The sequence below is a fragment of the Pseudomonas sp. ATCC 13867 genome (assembly GCF_000349845.1).
Taxonomy (GTDB): Bacteria; Pseudomonadota; Gammaproteobacteria; order Pseudomonadales; family Pseudomonadaceae; genus Pseudomonas.
In genome coordinates this window covers 5,666,320-5,682,502 of the sequence record NC_020829.1, presented here as the reverse complement: position 1 = coordinate 5,682,502, position 16,183 = coordinate 5,666,320, and the positions used below count along the sequence as shown (strand labels likewise).

The following is a 16,183-nucleotide window of genomic DNA, read 5'->3' as shown; positions in this document are numbered from 1 at the left end:
CTGCTAACCCGATAGGTGTGAAATGGCAGGCGCAAAAGAGATTCGCAGCAAGATTGCGAGCATCAAAAGCACGCAAAAAATCACCAATGCCATGGAAAAGGTGGCGGTGAGCAAAATGCGCAAGGCACAACTGCGCATGGCGGCCGGCCGTCCCTACGCGGAGCGCATTCGCCAGGTGATCGGCCATCTGGCCAACGCCAACCCCGAGTACCGTCATCCGTTCATGGTCGAGCGTGAAGTCAAGCGCGTCGGCTACATCGTGGTGAGCTCCGACCGTGGTCTGGCCGGCGGCCTGAACATCAACCTGTTCAAGGCGCTCGTCAAGGACATGGCAGCCCAGCGCGATCGTGGCGCGGAGATCGACCTCTGCGTGATCGGTGCCAAGGGCGCATCCTTCTTCAAGAACTATGGCGGCAACGTGGTTGCAGCCATCAGTCACCTGGGCGAAGAGCCGTCGATCAACGATCTGATCGGCAGCGTCAAGGTCATGCTGGATGCCTACCTGGAAGGGCGTATCGATCGCCTGTACGTGGTTTCCAACAAGTTCGTCAACACCATGACCCAGAAGCCGACCGTGGAGCAGATGATTCCGCTGGTGGCCGAGGACAACGCAGACCTGAAACACCACTGGGACTACCTCTACGAGCCCGACGCCAAGGCCCTTCTCGATGGCCTGCTGGTGCGCTACGTGGAATCCCAGGTGTATCAGGCGGTGGTTGAGAACAACGCCTGTGAGCAGGCGGCCCGGATGATTGCAATGAAGAACGCTACCGACAACGCCGGTGATCTGATCAGCGAACTCCAGCTGGTCTACAACAAGGCGCGTCAGGCGGCGATCACCCAGGAAATCTCGGAAATCGTCGGCGGCGCTGCCGCGGTGTAAGAACAGGTTCAAAATTCAGAGGAACCAGACATGAGTAGCGGACGTATCGTTCAAATCATCGGCGCCGTGATCGACGTGGAATTCCCGCGCGATGCCGTGCCGAGCATCTACGAGGCCCTGAAGGTTCAGGGCGTCGAAACCACCCTCGAAGTTCAGCAGCAGCTGGGCGACGGCGTGGTTCGTTCCATTGCAATGGGTTCCACCGAAGGCCTCAAGCGTGGCCTGAACGTGGAAAGCACCGGCGCAGCCATCTCCGTCCCGGTCGGTAAAGCGACCCTGGGCCGGATCATGGACGTACTGGGCAACCCGATCGACGAAGCCGGTCCCATCGGCGAAGAAGAGCGTTGGGGTATCCACCGCGAAGCTCCCTCCTATGCCGATCAGGCCGGCGGCAACGAGCTGCTGGAAACCGGCATCAAGGTAATCGACCTGGTCTGCCCGTTCGCCAAGGGTGGTAAGGTCGGTCTGTTCGGTGGCGCCGGTGTAGGCAAGACCGTAAACATGATGGAGCTGATCCGTAACATCGCCATCGAGCACAGCGGTTATTCCGTGTTCGCTGGTGTGGGCGAGCGTACCCGTGAGGGTAACGACTTCTACCACGAGATGAAGGACTCCAACGTTCTGGACAAAGTGGCCCTGGTATACGGCCAGATGAACGAGCCGCCGGGCAACCGTCTGCGCGTTGCACTGACCGGCCTGACCATGGCCGAGAAGTTCCGTGACGAAGGCCGTGACGTACTGCTGTTCATCGACAACATCTACCGTTACACCCTTGCCGGTACCGAAGTGTCCGCACTGCTGGGCCGTATGCCGTCCGCGGTAGGTTATCAGCCGACCCTGGCCGAAGAGATGGGCGTTCTGCAGGAGCGCATCACCTCCACCAAGCAAGGCTCGATCACCTCGATCCAGGCCGTATACGTTCCCGCGGACGACCTGACCGACCCGAGCCCGGCGACCACCTTCGCCCACCTCGACGCTACCGTGGTACTGTCCCGTGACATCGCCTCGCTGGGTATCTACCCGGCCGTGGACCCGCTGGACTCCACCTCCCGTCAGTTGGACCCGCTGGTCATCGGCCAGGATCACTACGACACCGCTCGTGGCGTGCAGTACATCCTGCAGCGCTACAAGGAGCTGAAGGACATCATCGCGATCCTCGGCATGGACGAACTGTCCGAGTCCGACAAGCTGCTGGTGGCCCGTGCTCGTAAGATCCAGCGCTTCCTGTCCCAGCCGTTCTTCGTGGCAGAAGTCTTCACCGGTTCGCCGGGCAAGTACGTCTCCCTGAAGGAAACCATCGCTGGCTTCAAAGGCATCCTCAACGGCGACTACGACCACCTGCCCGAGCAGGCGTTCTACATGGTCGGCGGCATCGAAGAAGCCATCGAGAAAGCGAAGAAGCTGTAATCCGTGCGCCCGGCAACGGGCGCGCCAAGGCCGTCGAGGAGCGTCGCGAGTGACGGCCAGGCAAGGCGGAATCGATCGAAGAAGCGTAGTTTACGTTGGTAAACGAGCATTCTGAGATCGATTCCAACGCCGCCTGGTCTGGCGCAGCAGTTCATCGGCAGCCTATTACGTGAGGCAAGGGTATGGCTATTACAGTCCACTGCGACATCGTCAGCGCCGAAGCGGAGATCTTCTCCGGTCTGGTCGAGCTGGTCGTTGCGCACGGCTCCCTGGGTGATCTGGGTATCGCTCCGGGCCACGCGCCGCTGATCACCGAGCTCAAGCCGGGTCCGATCCGCCTGGTGAAGCAGGGTGGCGAGCAGGAGGTGTACTACATCTCCGGCGGCTTCCTCGAAGTGCAGCCGAGCATGGTAAAGGTTCTCGCCGACACCGTGATTCGCGCCGGCGACCTCGACGAAGCGGCTGCCCAGACCGCACTGAAGGAAGCTGAGAAGGCTCTGCACAGCAAAGGTGCCGAGTTCGACTACAGCTCCGCCGCAGCCCGCCTGGCCGAAGCCGCAGCGCAACTGCGCACGGTCCAGCAGGTTCGCAAGAAGTTCGGCGGCTGAGCCGCGCGAAGCTCCCCTAGGGGCTTCAGCGATAAAATGGAAAAGGGTAGCCTTGGCTACCCTTTTTCTTTTTCTACATTCGGGGCCTGCCCCGCTCACCAGGACGGTCTGTCATCCATGTCCCTCGAAATCGTCATTCTCGCCGCTGGCCAGGGCACGCGCATGCGTTCGGCCCTGCCGAAGGTCCTGCATCCGGTCGCTGGCAAGCCCATGCTTGCCCACGTAATCGATACCGCTCGCACGCTCAGCCCTTCCCGCATCCATGTGGTGATCGGGCACGGCGCGGAACTCGTGCGTGAACGGTTGCAGGCGGATGACCTGAATTTCGTGATCCAGGAACAGCAACTGGGTACCGGCCACGCCGTGGCCCAGGCCGCGCCGTTCCTGAGCGCGGACAAGGTGCTGATCCTCTACGGCGACGTCCCGCTGATCGAACAGCCGACCCTGGAGCGCCTGATGGCCCAGGCCACTGCCGAACAACTGGCGCTGCTCACTGTCGAGCTGGATGATCCGACCGGTTACGGCCGTATCATCCGTGACGCGGCCGACGAGGTTCAGGCCATCGTCGAGCAGAAGGATGCGTCCTCCGAACAGCGCGCCATCCGTGAAGGCAACACCGGCATTCTCGCCGTGCCGCGCGAACGCCTGGCTGGTTGGCTATCGCGCCTGTCCAATTCCAACGCCCAGGGCGAGTACTACCTCACCGACGTGATCGCCATGGCCGTGGCCGATGGCCTGCGCGTTGCCACCGCACAGCCGCAGGCGGCGATGGAAGTTCAGGGGGCCAACGACCGCCTGCAGCTCTCCGAGCTGGAGCGCTTCTTCCAGCAGCGCGTGGCGCGCCGTCTGATGGCCCAGGGTGTGACCCTGATCGATCCGGCACGCTTCGACGTGCGCGGCGAGGTCAGCGTCGGCCGCGACGTGACCATCGACATCAACGTCATCCTCGAAGGCCAGGTGGAGATCGAGGACGATGTGCAGATCGGCCCGAACTGCTACATCAAGGACAGTACCCTGCGCCGTGGCGCCATCATCAAGGCCAATTCGCACCTGGAAGGCGCCCACGTCGGCCCGGACAGCGACGTCGGCCCGTTTGCCCGCCTGCGTCCGGGCAGCGTGCTGGAGCGCAAGGTGCATGTGGGTAACTTCGTCGAACTGAAGAACGCCCATCTGCAGGATGGCGTGAAGGTTGGCCACCTCACCTACCTGGGCGACAGCGAAGTCGGTGCGCGCACCAACATCGGCGCCGGCACCATCACCTGCAACTACGATGGCGCCAACAAGTGGCGCACCAGCATTGGCGAAGACGTCTTCATCGGCTCCAACAACTCCCTGGTGGCGCCTGTGGATATCGGCGCGGGTGCCACGACTGGCGCGGGCTCCACCATCACCACCGAGGTTCCGTCCGGCACCCTGGCGGTCGGTCGCGCCAAGCAGCGGGTGATCGAAGGCTGGAAGCGCCCGGAAAAGATCAAGAAATCCTGATGCTGTTTTCTCCCGCCTGTGGGTAAGTTGTTATTCACAGGTGGGAGCTATGCTTGTCGTTATCCACAGACGCTTCCTGACCCACGCTGCCATCCAGCCAGGGGCGTTCTTCCTGCCGGAGTCTCTCGATCATGCTCGGCGTCGCCGTCCTGATCTTTCTGATCACCGACCCGTTTGGCAACATCGCGGTGTTTCTCGCCGCCCTGAAATCCGTTCCGGCCGAGCGCCGGCTCAAGGTCGCCCTGCGTGAGCTGCTGCTCGCGCTCGGCCTGTTGCTAATCTTCCTCACGCTCGGCGAGCACATCCTCACCGGCCTTGGCCTGTCGAAGGAAGCCACCGGGATCGCCGGCGGTATCATTCTCTTCGTGGTCGCCATGCGCCTGATTTTCCCGACTCCGCAGGGCGTGCTGGGCGACATGCCGGACAGCGAGCCGCTGCTGGTGCCGCTGGCGACGCCGGCGGTGGCCGGCCCTTCGGCGCTGGCCATGCTGATTACCCTGCGCACCACCTACACGGGGCCGTTGTGGGAGTTGTACCTGGCGGTGATTCTGGCCTGGGCGGCGACGGCACTGATCCTGCTGCAGGCCTCGTTCCTGCAGCGCTTCCTCGGCCCTCGCGGGCTGACCGCGGTGGAGCGCCTGGCCGGTATGCTGCTGATCATGCTCAGCGTGAACATGCTCCTGCAGAACCTACGCAGCGTGCTGCACATCGCAGCGTGAGTGACCTCATGACCCTCCGCGCACTCAGCCTTGTCCTGTCCGCCCTGTTGCTCGCCGGCTGCGCCGAAAAAGGGCTGCAGATCGACCATGAGCATGTCTCGCGCAACCAGGACAGCCGCATCCAGTACGTCATCATCCACTACACGTCGGAGAACCTGCCGCGTTCGCTGGAGATACTGACCCGCGGCGAGGTCAGCGCCCATTACCTGATCGGCGACCAGCCACCGACCATCTACCAGTTGGTGGACGAAAACCGCCGCGCCTGGCATGCCGGGCAGAGCGAATGGCAGGGCCGCACCTGGCTGAACTCCACGTCGATCGGTATCGAACTGGTCAATCCCGGTTACCGCGAAACTCCCAGCGGCAAGATCTGGTACCCCTACCCGGACGGGCAGATCGACGCGCTGATCGCCCTGCTCAAGGACATCGGCAAGCGCCAGGGCATCACGCCCGAACACATCCTCGGCCACAGCGACATCGCCCCGCAGCGCAAGGTCGATCCGGGCCCGCTGTTCCCCTGGAAGAAACTCGCCGATGCCGGCCTGATTCCCTGGCCCAAGCCGGGCGAGATGGCCCGCCGCCTGGGCGAGCTGAACGGCCAACTGCCGGCGCCGGGCTGGTTCCAGCAGCAGCTGGCGCGCCACGGTTACGCGGTGCCGCTCAACGGGGTGATGGACGAGGAAACCCGCAATGTGATCGCGGCCTTCCAGATGCGCTTCCGTCCGCAGCGTTTCGATGGCGAGCCGGATCTGGAGACCGCGGCGCTGCTGCTGGCCGTACCGACCAGCTAAAGGGGCAGCAGCAGGTAGAAGCGCGACCCCTTGCCCGCCTGCGAGTGCAGGACGATGCGCCCGCCGTGCAACTGAACGATCTCCTTGCACAGGGCCAGGCCCAGGCCGGCGCCACCCTTCTTGTGCCCGACCTGGACGAAGGGCTCGAAGATGCGGCTTTGCTGGCTGAAGGGAACCCCGTCTCCGTTGTCTTCCACGGCGATGGCGACCCGTTCTTCATGGCAACGCGCCTGCAGCCGTATCACCCCGCCATCGGGGGTGTGGCGCAAGGCGTTGCTGATCAGGTTGTCGATGACCCGCTCGATCTGCAGGCGATCGAGGTTGATGGGGGGGACGTCGGCGGCGGTTTCCAGTTCGATGGCGATGTTCTGGCTGCGCGCCTGCCCTTCGAAGCGTTGCCTGGCCTGCGCCAGGATCTCGACGATGTCGCAGGGCTGCAGGTCGAGTTTCTGCGTGCCGCTCTGGTAGCGGGAGAAATTCAGCAGGTCGCCGATCAGCAGCACCAGGCGGCGCATCTCTTCGTCGACCGTGGTGATCAGGTCGTGCTCGCGGGAACCTTCGGGGAAGGCCAGGCGCTCGGATAGCAGCCCGAAGGCCATGTGCATGCCGGTCACCGGGGTGCGCAGCTCATGGGAGGCGCGCAGGACGAAATCGTTGCGCACCCGTTCGAAGGCGCGCTGCTCGGTGACATCGCGGACAACCATCACTGCACCGATGTTGCGTCCGTCGTCGTGAGTGACCGGGGACATGCCCCAGGTCAGCAGCCGGCTCTCCCCGCCCACCTCCACCACCAGGTCCTGGGGCGTTTCTTCCAGGAGGTTTCCCGCCAGCACCCTCCGGGTGGCCTGGGTCAGCTCCGGGTTATCCAGCAACGTGCCCAGTTCCTTGCCGTGGGGATCGCTGCTGGAGAACAGCTGGCGGCTGGCGACGGGATTGGCGTGTTCGACACGGCCATCGCGGTCGAGGATCACCAGGCCGTCATCGATGCTGTCGAGCACCGCCTGCAAGCGCCGGCGCCCGTAGCCGATGGCCTCGGTGTTGGTTTCCCTGTACACGCGCAGGGCTTCCGCCATCAGGCCGAAGCGGCGGCTCAGGGAGGCCATCTCGGTTACGGGAGAAATGGGCAGGGTGAGGTCGAAGTCACCGCGTCCGATCTTGTCCGCGGCCTTGGTCAGCGCTTCGATGGGTGCGCCGAAACGTCGGGCGATGCTGTGGGCGGTGATGAATCCGATCAGCAGAATCGCTACGCCCACCAGCCCGAGCAACCCGCTGATCAGCAGCGTCCGGGTGCGGGCGTCGCTTTCCTGCGTGTCGATGTTGCGCATGGCAAATTCATGCAGGGCGAGCAACTGCTGCCGAAGCTCGTCCAGGTTCCGGCTGAGGTCGTTGTCGTCGAGCAGCTCGGGGCGCCCGGGGCCCGGACTCTCCGAGGCATTGACGAATTGCCGGTGGGCGTCGGCGATCTGCCGCAGCAACTGCTGTTCCGTATCGCTGGCGGCACGTCCCTGGCCACGCTCCAGTGCGTCGCGGAAGTGTCGGCGCGCGGCTTCCAGGCGTTCGTTGTCCGGTTCCGCGCTGAGTATCTGGACCAACTGGTCGCCCAGGGCCTGGCGCAATTCCTGGCTGACTTCGATGGTGTCGAAATTGCGTTGGATGAGTTCCGCCTGTTCGCGCCCGGTGAGCACCACGCTGAACAGCCCCAGCAGCAACCCCAGCAGGGCCACCGTCATGAGCGCCGAGATGCTCAGGAAGAGCTGCGTGCGCAATGTCAGCGGCAGGTGCAGTTTCACAGGCTGTATTGCTTGCGCTTGCGATACAGCGTGGAGGCGTCGATACCCAGGGTCTTGGCCGCCTGGTCGAGGGTTGCGCTGGAGGCCATCACGGCGGCGATATGGGCTTTTTCCAGCTCTTCCAGGCTGAGTGCTTCGCCGATACGGGGCGTGGCGTTCGTCGAGTGCTCGCCGGGTGCGAGGTGTTCGATGCCGATCATCTCCTGATTGCAGATGATGCTCGCGCGTTCGATTACGTTTCTCAGCTCGCGAACATTGCCGGGCCAGCTGTAGCGGCGCAGCAGGTCGCGGGCTTCGTCGGTGAAGCCACGGGCCGGGCGACCGTAATCCTTGACGAAGCGGGCGAGGAAGGGTTCGGCGAGGCTGAGGATGTCCTCGGCGCGCTCGCGCAATGGCGGCAGGTTCAGCACGATGACGTTCAGGCGGTACAGCAGGTCCTCGCGAAAGCTGCCCTGGGTGACCATGCCGGCCAGATCGCGGTTGGTCGCGGCGAGGATGCGTACGTCGGCATTGCGCGTCACCGGGTCGCCGACTCGCTCGTACTCCTTGTCCTGAATGAAGCGCAGCAGCTTGGGCTGCAGGAGCAGGGGGAAGTCGCCGATCTCGTCGAGGAACAGCGTGCCGCCATCGGCCTGGCTGATCCGCCCGAGGGTATTTTCGGTCGCGCCGGTGAATGCGCCACGGCTGTGCCCGAACAGTTCGCTTTCGGTCAGTTCGGCGTTCAGCGACGGACAGTTGATGGTCACGCAGGATTTCTTCGCCCGTTTGCTCCAGCCGTGGATGGCCCGCGCCAGCTCTCCCTTGCCGGAGCCGGATTCCCCCAGGATAAGGATGTTGGCGTCGGTGGCGGCCACCTGGCGGGCGGTTTCCAGTACGGCGGCCATTGCCGGGCTCTGCGATTCGAGTACATCGCCCTGCCTGCGCATCTCGCCTTCCAGCGCCTCGATGCGGGCCGTGAGCTGATGGACTTCCAACTGCTTGGCCGCGGCCAGGCGCAGCTGGTCGGGGCTGCAGGGTTTGACCAGATAGTCGGCGGCGCCGGCCTGCATGGCGTTCACCGCGGTGTCCACGGCGGAATGCGCGGTGACGATCACCACCCGCATCCAGGGCGCCTGCACGCGCATCTGGGCGAGCACGTCCAGGCCGTTGTCCTCGCCCAGGCGCAGGTCGAGGAAACACAGGTCGAACACCTGGTGTTGCAGCAGCGTTTCGGCCTGGGAGGCGCTGCTGGCGGTCGCCACGCCATAGCCTTCGTCCTCCAGGCAATAGCGGAACGAGCGCAGGATCGCGGGCTCGTCATCGACCAGAAGGATGCGGCCTTGTTGTTCAGGCGGAGCGTCCATTCGGGGTGTTCCTCATAATCTGTCTCAGGTTATTTCTTAGTCCCGGAAATTTCGTGCAAGTTGCAAAGGCTCTGCCCGGGACATCGGGCAGGGTGCATGGACAGTGTTATCCACAGAACGTGTAACGCATTGAAATAAAAGGGTTTATCAACAGGATGGCACTGATGGGGATATTCTGCTGTCTCTACTGGCAGTACAGAAAAACGCCAAGGAGCGCACCATGCCCATTCCGAAGCTGCTTGTCCTGGCCCTCGGCAGCGTGTTGCTGGCCACTCAACCGTTGGTCGGCCAGGCTGAAGAATCCAGCCTTACCGAACAGTTGGCCGAGGCGCGCCAGGAGGGATCGATCTGGACCGCCATCAACCTCAACCGCGACCTGAAGCCCTTCAAGCTCAGCGTGGATGTGGAAAAGGGTCGTGCCGTGCTGGGCGGCAAGGTCGCCAGTGAGGAGCAGCGCGAACTGGCCGCGCAGGTCGCGATGAGCATTGAAGGCATCACGGCTGTGGATAACCAGATTACCGTCGATCCGGCGCTGGCCAGCGGCGAGGCGCTGGCCGCTCGGGTCAAGGCCAAGCTGCTGCTGGACAAGCCTGCCGAAGGGCTGGATATCAAGGTATCCAGCAAGGGGGATGCGGTCACCCTGGAAGGTACGGCGCCCAGCGAGGAGGCCAGTCAGCGGGCGTCTCACCTCGCCGCGCAGACCGAAGGGGTCGCCTCTGTGGATAACCGCCTGAAGGTGGTGCCGGAAGGCTCGTCGACCAAGAAGCTGGAAGACTCCGTGAACGATGCACAGGCGGCGGTCAGCGATGCCTGGATCACCAGCCAGATCAAGGCCGACGTGCTGGCGCGCCACGCGTTGGGCGGGCTGTCCATCGGTGTGTCCACCCGCGATGGCGTGGTCAGCCTCAGTGGCGTGGTGCCCAGCGACGCCGAGCGCCAGCAACTGATCGAAAGCGCGCGCAAGACCCGTGGCGTACGGGAGGTGGATGCCAGCGCGCTGAAAGTGGCCGGACAGGCCGCCAGTCGGTATCGAGCGTCCCCTGACGGGATCCGCGCATGAACCACACGACGCGCCAGCTCAATGAACTCATCGAGATCACCCGGGATGGCGAGCGCTTCTACCGGCATGCGATCCGCGAGGTGCGGGACGTTCGCCTGCAGCAACTGTTCGAGTCCATGCTCCAGGCCAAGATCGAGTTGATTGCCGATCTGTCCCGCCAGGTGGCGACCAACCACGACGAGCCAGCCGCCAGTGGAACCCTGCGGGGAAAGCTGATCCGGATGTATGCCGATGCGCGGGCGCGTCTTGCCAGCGATCCGGGCGCGACGTACGTGGCGCAGCTGGAGGAGGCCGAGGACCGCATCCTGCAAGCGTTCGAGGACGCCTTGCAGGACGCTGCGCCGGAAATCCAGGCCCTGCTGCGGGCGGAGTTGCCCAAGGTGCGGGCCTGCCACGACCAGATGAGTGCGCTCAAGCACTCGCTCGGGTGAGCGTTCGCCGAGGGTTGCAGAATGCACGGTGAAGGCCCGGCCATCGTGCAGGATGCGGGCGGAAGGGTTCGTTATTGATAATCCAACTGCTTGTTTTTAAAGGATAAAAATATAAGAAAAGCCCTGGCATGTGGCATGCAGGCTCCTTGGGAAACCAGCCCATGCCGCCTGTACTGGCAGGGAGGCCGCGACGGCCAGGAGAGTCGGGATGAACAGCCCTGAAATGCGTGTCGATGCCTGGAGCCGGGTCTTGCTGGCCATCGCGCTGCTGCTGTTACTGATCCACCAGATGCAACAGGTGTCGCCAATCTCGGTCGATCCCGACGTACTTATCCCCAGAGTATCCGGCGCGCTGCCGGATGCGTTGCGTTATCCACAGCCGCTTCCGGCCTGGGATCGGGATAACGCCAGCCGGCGCTGGGCCGCGCCGCCCCTGGAATCGCGGGCGATCCCCCGTCACGGTGGCTGGGTGTTCTGAATCCACGGTGTTCCTGCGGCGTGTCCATCCTGCGGGATCGGCGGAACGACCGTCACGACGATCGCTCCGAGCACGGCGCCGAATCGACAACGAGAAGAGGAGAAATCCCATGCTCAGTTGGGCCCTGACATTCCTGATCATCGCCATCATCGCCGGAGTCCTGGGTTTCGGCGGCATCGCCGGCGCGGCGACCAGTATTGCCAAGATCCTGTTCGTACTGTTCCTGGTGCTGTTCGTCGTGTCGTTCATCCTCGGACGCCGGCGAGGCTGACGCCTTTTCTCACAGTTGGAGAAGGAGCTTGGCGATGGACTTCATCCGCAACCTGCTGATCGGCGTCCTGTTGCTGGGCGGTATCGGGACCCAGGTCCTGGCGGCGGGGCCGGACACGATCGCCCGCTACCGGGTCGACCAGTTGATGGCCGCCGATCAGCGCTACCGGCAAGCCTGGTACTCGCTGGTGAAGGACGCCCCCCCGCTGCCCGACTGGGTGATGCATCTCACTGGCACGTCGATGCCGATGCACTCGGTGGACGAACTGAGCGGCAAGTACCTGGTGGGCGAGCTGTGCGAAGCGTACGACTGCTCCAAGCACCGGCTCTACGTGGCGTTTACCTGGGACAAGCAGAAAGCCTATGCCCTTTATGTGACGGTGCCCGAAGGGCTGCCGCCGGACCAGGCGTCGAGCCGGCACGCCAGCCTTCGCTGGCTGGGGGAACCGAACGACACGATGAAAGGCATTCTGGATGAGGAACTCAAGAGCGATCCGAATTGGTTCTAGTAGTGCGTGGCCGATGCTGGCCGGCGCATGACCAGGGGGCCGGGATGTTCGAGGCGATTCAGGCCTTGAGCGACCCAGGGGTACAGGGGGTACCTCCGCAACGGCGGACCGGGTCAGGGTGGAAAGGCTGCGGCGGAACCGGGGGTGAGGCGCCTGCCTCGTCCTCACACCGGTTCCGCAGAGCCGGAGCGGTTACGGCTTGAAGTTGGCGGCGTCGCGCGCCCAGCCGTCGAGCACCGGTTTCAGGTCGTTGAGCGTCAGGTGCGTGCTGGCATTCTCCAGCGTCTCGCCAGCCCCCTTGCGCACCACCTTGGCCACCGGCTTGCTGGTGGCGCCGTCCAACGCTTCCATTTCCACATAGACCTCGGTGTCCTGGTCCCGCGTGCCGATGGCGGTGGTGGTGGCTGCGACCACCAGGGCGATCGGAATCACCTCGTAGGCGTGCAGCCCCTCGGTGGAAACGTTCACGCCAGTGATCGCCGTCTTCAGCACCAGGGTGTCGCGGTCGGCCTGCTGGACTATCCGGTAGCGGCTGCTCAGTTGCTGCTCGATCTGCTGCTTCAGGTAATCGGGAATCGCATTCAGGGTCGTCTGATCGATGGTCTCGCTCGGTTTGGGTTGGGGGTAATACACCGGCCGTTCCACCAGCACCGAGCTGTAGTTGTTCAGTTTCAGATTCGGGTCCACCCAGCGCAGCACCGGTTGCCCGCTGGGCGAGGTTGCGGGTTTGAGCTGGGAGTAGTCGTCCAGGAAGCCGGAGTACTGCGAGGCATCGGGTTTCTGGCTGGAGCAACCGCCCAGCGCCAGGGCGCCGGCCAACAGCAGGGTGGGTACTACCGAGAGTCGTGTCATAGAGGGTCCTGTATCTGAAGGTTTACCGCGTCGTTCACTGGTTCGGCTGGCGCGGTCCCAGCGGCGGCAGGGTAGCCGTACGCTGTTTCGAACCCGCTCGAACTTCACTGATATCGATCAATCCGAAGTGGTTGGGAAACGTCCTACAATGCCCCGCCGATTCCCGTCGGCGAATCTACCGCAACAATGAAGAGCGGATTCCGGCGACTTATCCACAAGCGCCCGCGATCCTGCCAGCCTCGTAATCCATCGGCCTTCTTCCACGGCCGTAGCCCTCCGTGACGGTCCTTCGACGTGACCGTACATCCGGTAACAGGAAAAACCGGGTGTCTCGCTTCCGGATGGCTCATCCGTTCAATCCGCGCCATTGATGGCATGAATGCAACAAGCCTAGCCGGCTTTGCAGACCGCTGCGTGACAGGTGTTGAGGAACCTGCCTCATGCAATAAATCAAGGGTCGAAAGACCTGGAACCAAGGTTTCAGATGCATTTTCCTATGCCGATTGTGCATGGGGTAGGCATCTCCGGCATTAGACGGAGGAGGGGTGGCTCGGAATCATGCGCCCCTTTTTTCGCTGGCCGTCGGCATCCCGATGGCTCGGCGACCCCGACTTCCACAAGAATCAAGGGTGACTCACTATGGGCAAAGCCAAGCTCAGCCTCGCCTGGCAGATCCTCATCGGCCTGGTACTCGGAATTGCACTGGGCGCCGCGCTCAATCATTTCAGCGCGGACAAGGCCTGGTGGATCAGCAACATCCTCCAGCCGGCCGGTGACATCTTCATCCGGCTGATCAAGATGATCGTCGTACCGATCGTGATTTCCTCGCTCATCGTCGGCATTGCCGGCATGGGAGATGCGAAGAAACTCGGTCGGATCGGCCTGAAGACCATCGTCTACTTCGAAATCATCACCACCGTCGCCATCGTGGTCGGCCTGCTGCTGGCGAACGTGTTCCAGCCGGGCTCCGGCATCGACATGAGTACCCTGGGCACTGTGGATATCTCCCAGTACACGCAGACCGCCAAGGAAGTCGAGCATCACCACGCATTCATCGAGACGATCCTCAACCTGATCCCGTCGAACATCTTCGCGGCGATGGCCCGTGGCGAGATGCTGCCGATCATCTTCTTCTCGGTGATGTTCGGCCTGGGGCTTTCCTCCCTGCCGGCGCCGACCCGCGAGCCGCTGGTGAAGATGTTCCAGGGCGTGGCCGAGGCCATGTTCCGCGTCACCCACATGATCATGCGCTACGCCCCTGTCGGCGTGTTCGCGCTGATCGCGGTGACGGTCGCCAACTTCGGCTTCGCCTCCCTGCTGCCGCTGGCCAAGCTGGTGGTGCTGGTGTACTTCGCCATCGCCTTCTTCGCCTTCATGGTGCTGGGCCTGGTCGCGCGCCTGTTCGGCTTCTCCGTCGTCAAGCTGATGCGCATCTTCAAGGACGAGCTGATCCTGGCGTACTCCACCGCCAGCTCGGAAACCGTGCTGCCGCGCATCATCGAGAAGATGGAAGCCTACGGCGCACCCAAGGCGGTCAGCAGCTTCGTGGTGCCCACCGGCTATTCCTTCAACCTCGATGGCTCGACCCTGTACCAGAGCATCGCGGCGATCTTCATCGCCCAGCTCTACGGCATCGACCTGTCCATCGGCCAGCAACTGATGCTGGTGTTGACCCTGATGGTCACCTCCAAGGGCATCGCCGGCGTACCGGGCGTTTCCTTCGTGGTGTTGCTGGCGACCCTGGGCAGCGTGGGCATCCCGCTGGAAGGCCTGGCCTTCATCGCCGGCGTCGACCGCATCATGGACATGGCGCGCACCGCGCTGAACGTGATCGGCAACGCCCTCGCGGTACTGGTGATCTCCAGGTGGGAAGGCGTCTACGACGCGCAGAAGGGCGCCCGCTACTGGGATGCGATGCAGAACGGCCGTGTCGAGGCCTTCCTCGAAGGGAAGGGGCTCGACGGCAAGGAAAGCCCCGCCACCCGCTGACCCACAAGGGTTATCCACAAGGCCCCGGCAGTGTCCGGGGCCTTGTCGTTTCTGGCGCCGGGTGCGCCGGTGCCGCTATCATCCCGGCCATTCCAAGGGGGACTTTCCATGCTCAACGGCCTGTGGCTGGGCTTTTTCATCGTCGCGGCGATCACCGCGCTTTCCCGCTGGCTGCTCGGAGGCGAGGCGACGGTCTTCGCCGCTATGGTGGAAAGCCTGTTCGCGATGGCCAAGCTATCGGTGGACGTGATGGTGCTCCTGTTCGGCACCCTGACCCTCTGGCTGGGCTTCCTGCGCATCGCCGAGAAAGCCGGCCTGGTGGAAAAGCTGGCGGTAGTGCTCGGTCCGCTGTTCCGCCGCCTGATGCCGGACGTGCCCGCCGGCCATCCGGCCATCGGCCTGATTACCCTGAACTTCGCCGCCAACGGCCTGGGCCTGGACAACGCCGCCACGCCCATTGGCCTGAAGGCCATGAAGGCCTTGCAGGAGCTCAACCCCAGCAGTACCACCGCGAGCAACGCGCAGATCCTTTTCCTGGTGCTCAACGCCTCGTCCCTGACCCTGCTGCCGGTGACCATCTTCATGTACCGCGCGCAGCAGGGCGCGGTGGACCCGACCCTGGTATTCCTGCCGGTCCTGCTGGCCACCAGCGCATCGACCCTGGTCGGCCTGCTCAGCGTCGCGGTGATGCAGCGCCTGCGCCTGTGGGACCCGGTGGTGCTGGCCTACCTGATTCCCGGCGCGCTGGCGCTGGGCGCCTTCATGGCCCTGCTGGCGGGGCTGTCCGCCACCGCCCTGGCGCAGTTGTCCTCGCTGCTGGGCAACCTGACGCTGTTCGGCATCATCATGCTGTTCCTGGTCGTCGGCTGGCTGAAGAAGGTGCCGGTCTACGAAACCTTCGTCGAAGGCGCGAAGGAAGGATTCGATGTCGCCAAGAGCCTGCTGCCCTACCTGGTGGCGATGCTTTGCGCGGTCGGCGTACTGCGGGCCTCCGGCGCGCTGGAAATGGCGCTGGACGGCATCCGCTGGGTGGTCGAAGGCGTGGGCTGGGATACCCGCTTCGTCGATGCGCTGCCCACCGCGCTGGTGAAACCCTTCTCCGGCAGCGCCGCGCGGGCCATGCTGCTGGAAACCATGCAGTCCCACGGCGTGGACAGCTTCCCCGCGCTGGTGGCAGCCACGGTGCAGGGCAGCACGGAAACCACCTTCTACGTGCTGGCGGTGTACTTCGGCGCAGTGGGTATCCAGCGGGCCCGCCATGCGGTGGGCTGCGCGCTGCTGGCCGACCTTGCCGGGGTGCTGGCGTCCATCGGTGTGTGCTACTGGTTCTTCGCCTGATGCGACCTCCGGACGCAGCCATGCCCCCGGAAATATGACGCCTGCTTTTTGTCATTGATGGCACATTGCCGTATCATCGCCGCCTGACTCTGGTATCACAGCGTTTTCGACCAGGGCCGCTGGAAGACCGAAGGGATGCGGTGCACGTGGCAACAGGATGCCAGGCTGTCTTCATTTCCCCTGTGTGATCGTTCGTTCCCCGAATCGTCCCGCCGCTGCGTGGAGACGCC

At 63.7% G+C, this 16,183-nt stretch carries 16 protein-coding genes; 13 read left to right on the top strand and 3 right to left on the bottom strand.

The window, feature by feature from the left end:
- Positions 1–22 precede the first annotated feature (22 nt).
- The 6 genes from atpG (at position 23) to H681_RS25345 (ending at position 5,893) form a co-directional block, all read left to right on the top strand.
- Entirely contained in the window at positions 23–883 is an 861-nt protein-coding gene (atpG, locus tag H681_RS25370) for a F0F1 ATP synthase subunit gamma (protein ID WP_015479767.1), read from the top strand.
- 30 nt (positions 884–913) lie between these two features.
- Positions 914–2,290 (top strand): F0F1 ATP synthase subunit beta, encoded by a 1,377-nt coding sequence (gene atpD, locus H681_RS25365; RefSeq protein ID WP_015479766.1) that lies wholly within the window; start codon positions 914–916, stop codon positions 2,288–2,290.
- Between the two features lie 182 nt (positions 2,291–2,472).
- Positions 2,473–2,898, top strand: a complete 426-nt coding sequence (locus H681_RS25360) for a F0F1 ATP synthase subunit epsilon (RefSeq protein ID WP_015479765.1) — start codon at positions 2,473–2,475, stop codon at positions 2,896–2,898.
- A gap of 117 nt (positions 2,899–3,015) precedes the next feature.
- Positions 3,016–4,383, top strand: a complete 1,368-nt coding sequence (glmU, locus tag H681_RS25355; RefSeq protein ID WP_015479764.1) for a bifunctional UDP-N-acetylglucosamine diphosphorylase/glucosamine-1-phosphate N-acetyltransferase GlmU — start codon at positions 3,016–3,018, stop codon at positions 4,381–4,383.
- A gap of 131 nt (positions 4,384–4,514) precedes the next feature.
- Entirely contained in the window at positions 4,515–5,102 is a 588-nt protein-coding gene (locus H681_RS25350; RefSeq protein ID WP_015479763.1) for a MarC family protein, read from the top strand.
- Between the two features lie 8 nt (positions 5,103–5,110).
- Positions 5,111–5,893 carry an N-acetylmuramoyl-L-alanine amidase gene (locus H681_RS25345; RefSeq protein ID WP_015479762.1) on the top strand — a complete coding sequence of 261 codons (783 nt, stop codon included), beginning with the start codon at positions 5,111–5,113 and terminating at the stop codon, positions 5,891–5,893.
- Here the strand turns inward: H681_RS25345 and H681_RS25340 are convergent.
- Both H681_RS25340 and algB read right to left on the bottom strand, forming a co-directional pair.
- Positions 5,890–7,683 (bottom strand): KinB sensor domain-containing domain, encoded by a 1,794-nt coding sequence (locus H681_RS25340; RefSeq protein WP_015479761.1) that lies wholly within the window; start codon positions 7,681–7,683, stop codon positions 5,890–5,892. The two genes, H681_RS25345 and H681_RS25340, sit on opposite strands and share 4 nt — an antisense overlap.
- Positions 7,680–9,026, bottom strand: coding sequence for a sigma-54-dependent response regulator transcription factor AlgB (gene algB / locus H681_RS25335; RefSeq protein ID WP_015479760.1), 1,347 nt, complete (start codon positions 9,024–9,026; stop codon positions 7,680–7,682). The genes H681_RS25340 and algB overlap by 4 nt, the downstream gene beginning before the upstream one ends.
- A 220-nt stretch (positions 9,027–9,246) precedes the next feature.
- Here algB and H681_RS25330 point away from each other — a divergent pair, with 220 nt between their 5' ends.
- The 5 genes from H681_RS25330 (at position 9,247) to H681_RS25310 (ending at position 11,774) form a co-directional block, all read left to right on the top strand.
- On the top strand, positions 9,247–10,086 hold the full coding sequence (locus H681_RS25330; protein WP_015479759.1) for a BON domain-containing protein: 840 nt from the start codon (positions 9,247–9,249) through the stop codon (positions 10,084–10,086).
- Positions 10,083–10,517, top strand: a complete 435-nt coding sequence (locus tag H681_RS25325) for a PA2169 family four-helix-bundle protein (protein ID WP_015479758.1) — start codon at positions 10,083–10,085, stop codon at positions 10,515–10,517. Before H681_RS25330 ends, H681_RS25325 begins: the two co-directional genes overlap by 4 nt.
- A gap of 208 nt (positions 10,518–10,725) precedes the next feature.
- Entirely contained in the window at positions 10,726–10,995 is a 270-nt protein-coding gene (locus H681_RS25320; RefSeq protein ID WP_015479757.1) for a hypothetical protein, read from the top strand.
- A 109-nt stretch (positions 10,996–11,104) separates the two neighbouring features.
- Positions 11,105–11,266, top strand: a complete 162-nt coding sequence (locus tag H681_RS26190; RefSeq protein ID WP_015479756.1) for a DUF1328 domain-containing protein — start codon at positions 11,105–11,107, stop codon at positions 11,264–11,266.
- 34 nt (positions 11,267–11,300) lie between these two features.
- Entirely contained in the window at positions 11,301–11,774 is a 474-nt protein-coding gene (locus H681_RS25310) for an inhibitor of vertebrate lysozyme family protein (protein ID WP_015479755.1), read from the top strand.
- Positions 11,775–11,966: 192 nt separating this feature from the next.
- Here H681_RS25310 and H681_RS25305 read toward each other — a convergent pair whose 3' ends face one another.
- Positions 11,967–12,626, bottom strand: a complete 660-nt coding sequence (locus H681_RS25305) for a DUF3313 domain-containing protein (protein ID WP_015479754.1) — start codon at positions 12,624–12,626, stop codon at positions 11,967–11,969.
- Between the two features lie 639 nt (positions 12,627–13,265).
- On the opposite strand from H681_RS25305, the gene gltP reads away from it, so the two are divergent.
- Entirely contained in the window at positions 13,266–14,615 is a 1,350-nt protein-coding gene (gene gltP / locus H681_RS25300; protein ID WP_015479753.1) for a glutamate/aspartate:proton symporter GltP, read from the top strand.
- Positions 14,616–14,723: 108 nt separating this feature from the next.
- Positions 14,724–15,953 (top strand): nucleoside recognition domain-containing protein, encoded by a 1,230-nt coding sequence (locus H681_RS25295; RefSeq protein ID WP_015479752.1) that lies wholly within the window; start codon positions 14,724–14,726, stop codon positions 15,951–15,953.
- The last annotated feature ends 230 nt before the right edge of the window (positions 15,954–16,183 follow it).

Excerpts from the sequence above, each read along its gene's own strand:
- atpG (WP_015479767.1), top strand. The coding sequence starts at position 23 with ATGGCAGGCGCAAAAGAGATTCGCAGCAAGATTGCGAGCATCAAAAGC.
- gltP (WP_015479753.1), top strand. The coding sequence starts at position 13,266 with ATGGGCAAAGCCAAGCTCAGCCTCGCCTGGCAGATCCTCATCGGCCTG.
- H681_RS25295 (WP_015479752.1), top strand. The coding sequence starts at position 14,724 with ATGCTCAACGGCCTGTGGCTGGGCTTTTTCATCGTCGCGGCGATCACC.
- H681_RS25350 (WP_015479763.1), top strand. The coding sequence starts at position 4,515 with ATGCTCGGCGTCGCCGTCCTGATCTTTCTGATCACCGACCCGTTTGGC.
- H681_RS25320 (WP_015479757.1), top strand. The coding sequence starts at position 10,726 with ATGAACAGCCCTGAAATGCGTGTCGATGCCTGGAGCCGGGTCTTGCTG.
- H681_RS25360 (WP_015479765.1), top strand. The coding sequence starts at position 2,473 with ATGGCTATTACAGTCCACTGCGACATCGTCAGCGCCGAAGCGGAGATC.
- H681_RS26190 (WP_015479756.1), top strand. The coding sequence starts at position 11,105 with ATGCTCAGTTGGGCCCTGACATTCCTGATCATCGCCATCATCGCCGGA.
- glmU (WP_015479764.1), top strand. The coding sequence starts at position 3,016 with ATGTCCCTCGAAATCGTCATTCTCGCCGCTGGCCAGGGCACGCGCATG.
- H681_RS25310 (WP_015479755.1), top strand. The coding sequence starts at position 11,301 with ATGGACTTCATCCGCAACCTGCTGATCGGCGTCCTGTTGCTGGGCGGT.
- H681_RS25305 (WP_015479754.1), bottom strand. The coding sequence starts at position 12,626 with ATGACACGACTCTCGGTAGTACCCACCCTGCTGTTGGCCGGCGCCCTG.
- algB (WP_015479760.1), bottom strand. The coding sequence starts at position 9,026 with ATGGACGCTCCGCCTGAACAACAAGGCCGCATCCTTCTGGTCGATGAC.
- H681_RS25345 (WP_015479762.1), top strand. The coding sequence starts at position 5,111 with ATGACCCTCCGCGCACTCAGCCTTGTCCTGTCCGCCCTGTTGCTCGCC.
- atpD (WP_015479766.1), top strand. The coding sequence starts at position 914 with ATGAGTAGCGGACGTATCGTTCAAATCATCGGCGCCGTGATCGACGTG.
- H681_RS25330 (WP_015479759.1), top strand. The coding sequence starts at position 9,247 with ATGCCCATTCCGAAGCTGCTTGTCCTGGCCCTCGGCAGCGTGTTGCTG.
- H681_RS25325 (WP_015479758.1), top strand. The coding sequence starts at position 10,083 with ATGAACCACACGACGCGCCAGCTCAATGAACTCATCGAGATCACCCGG.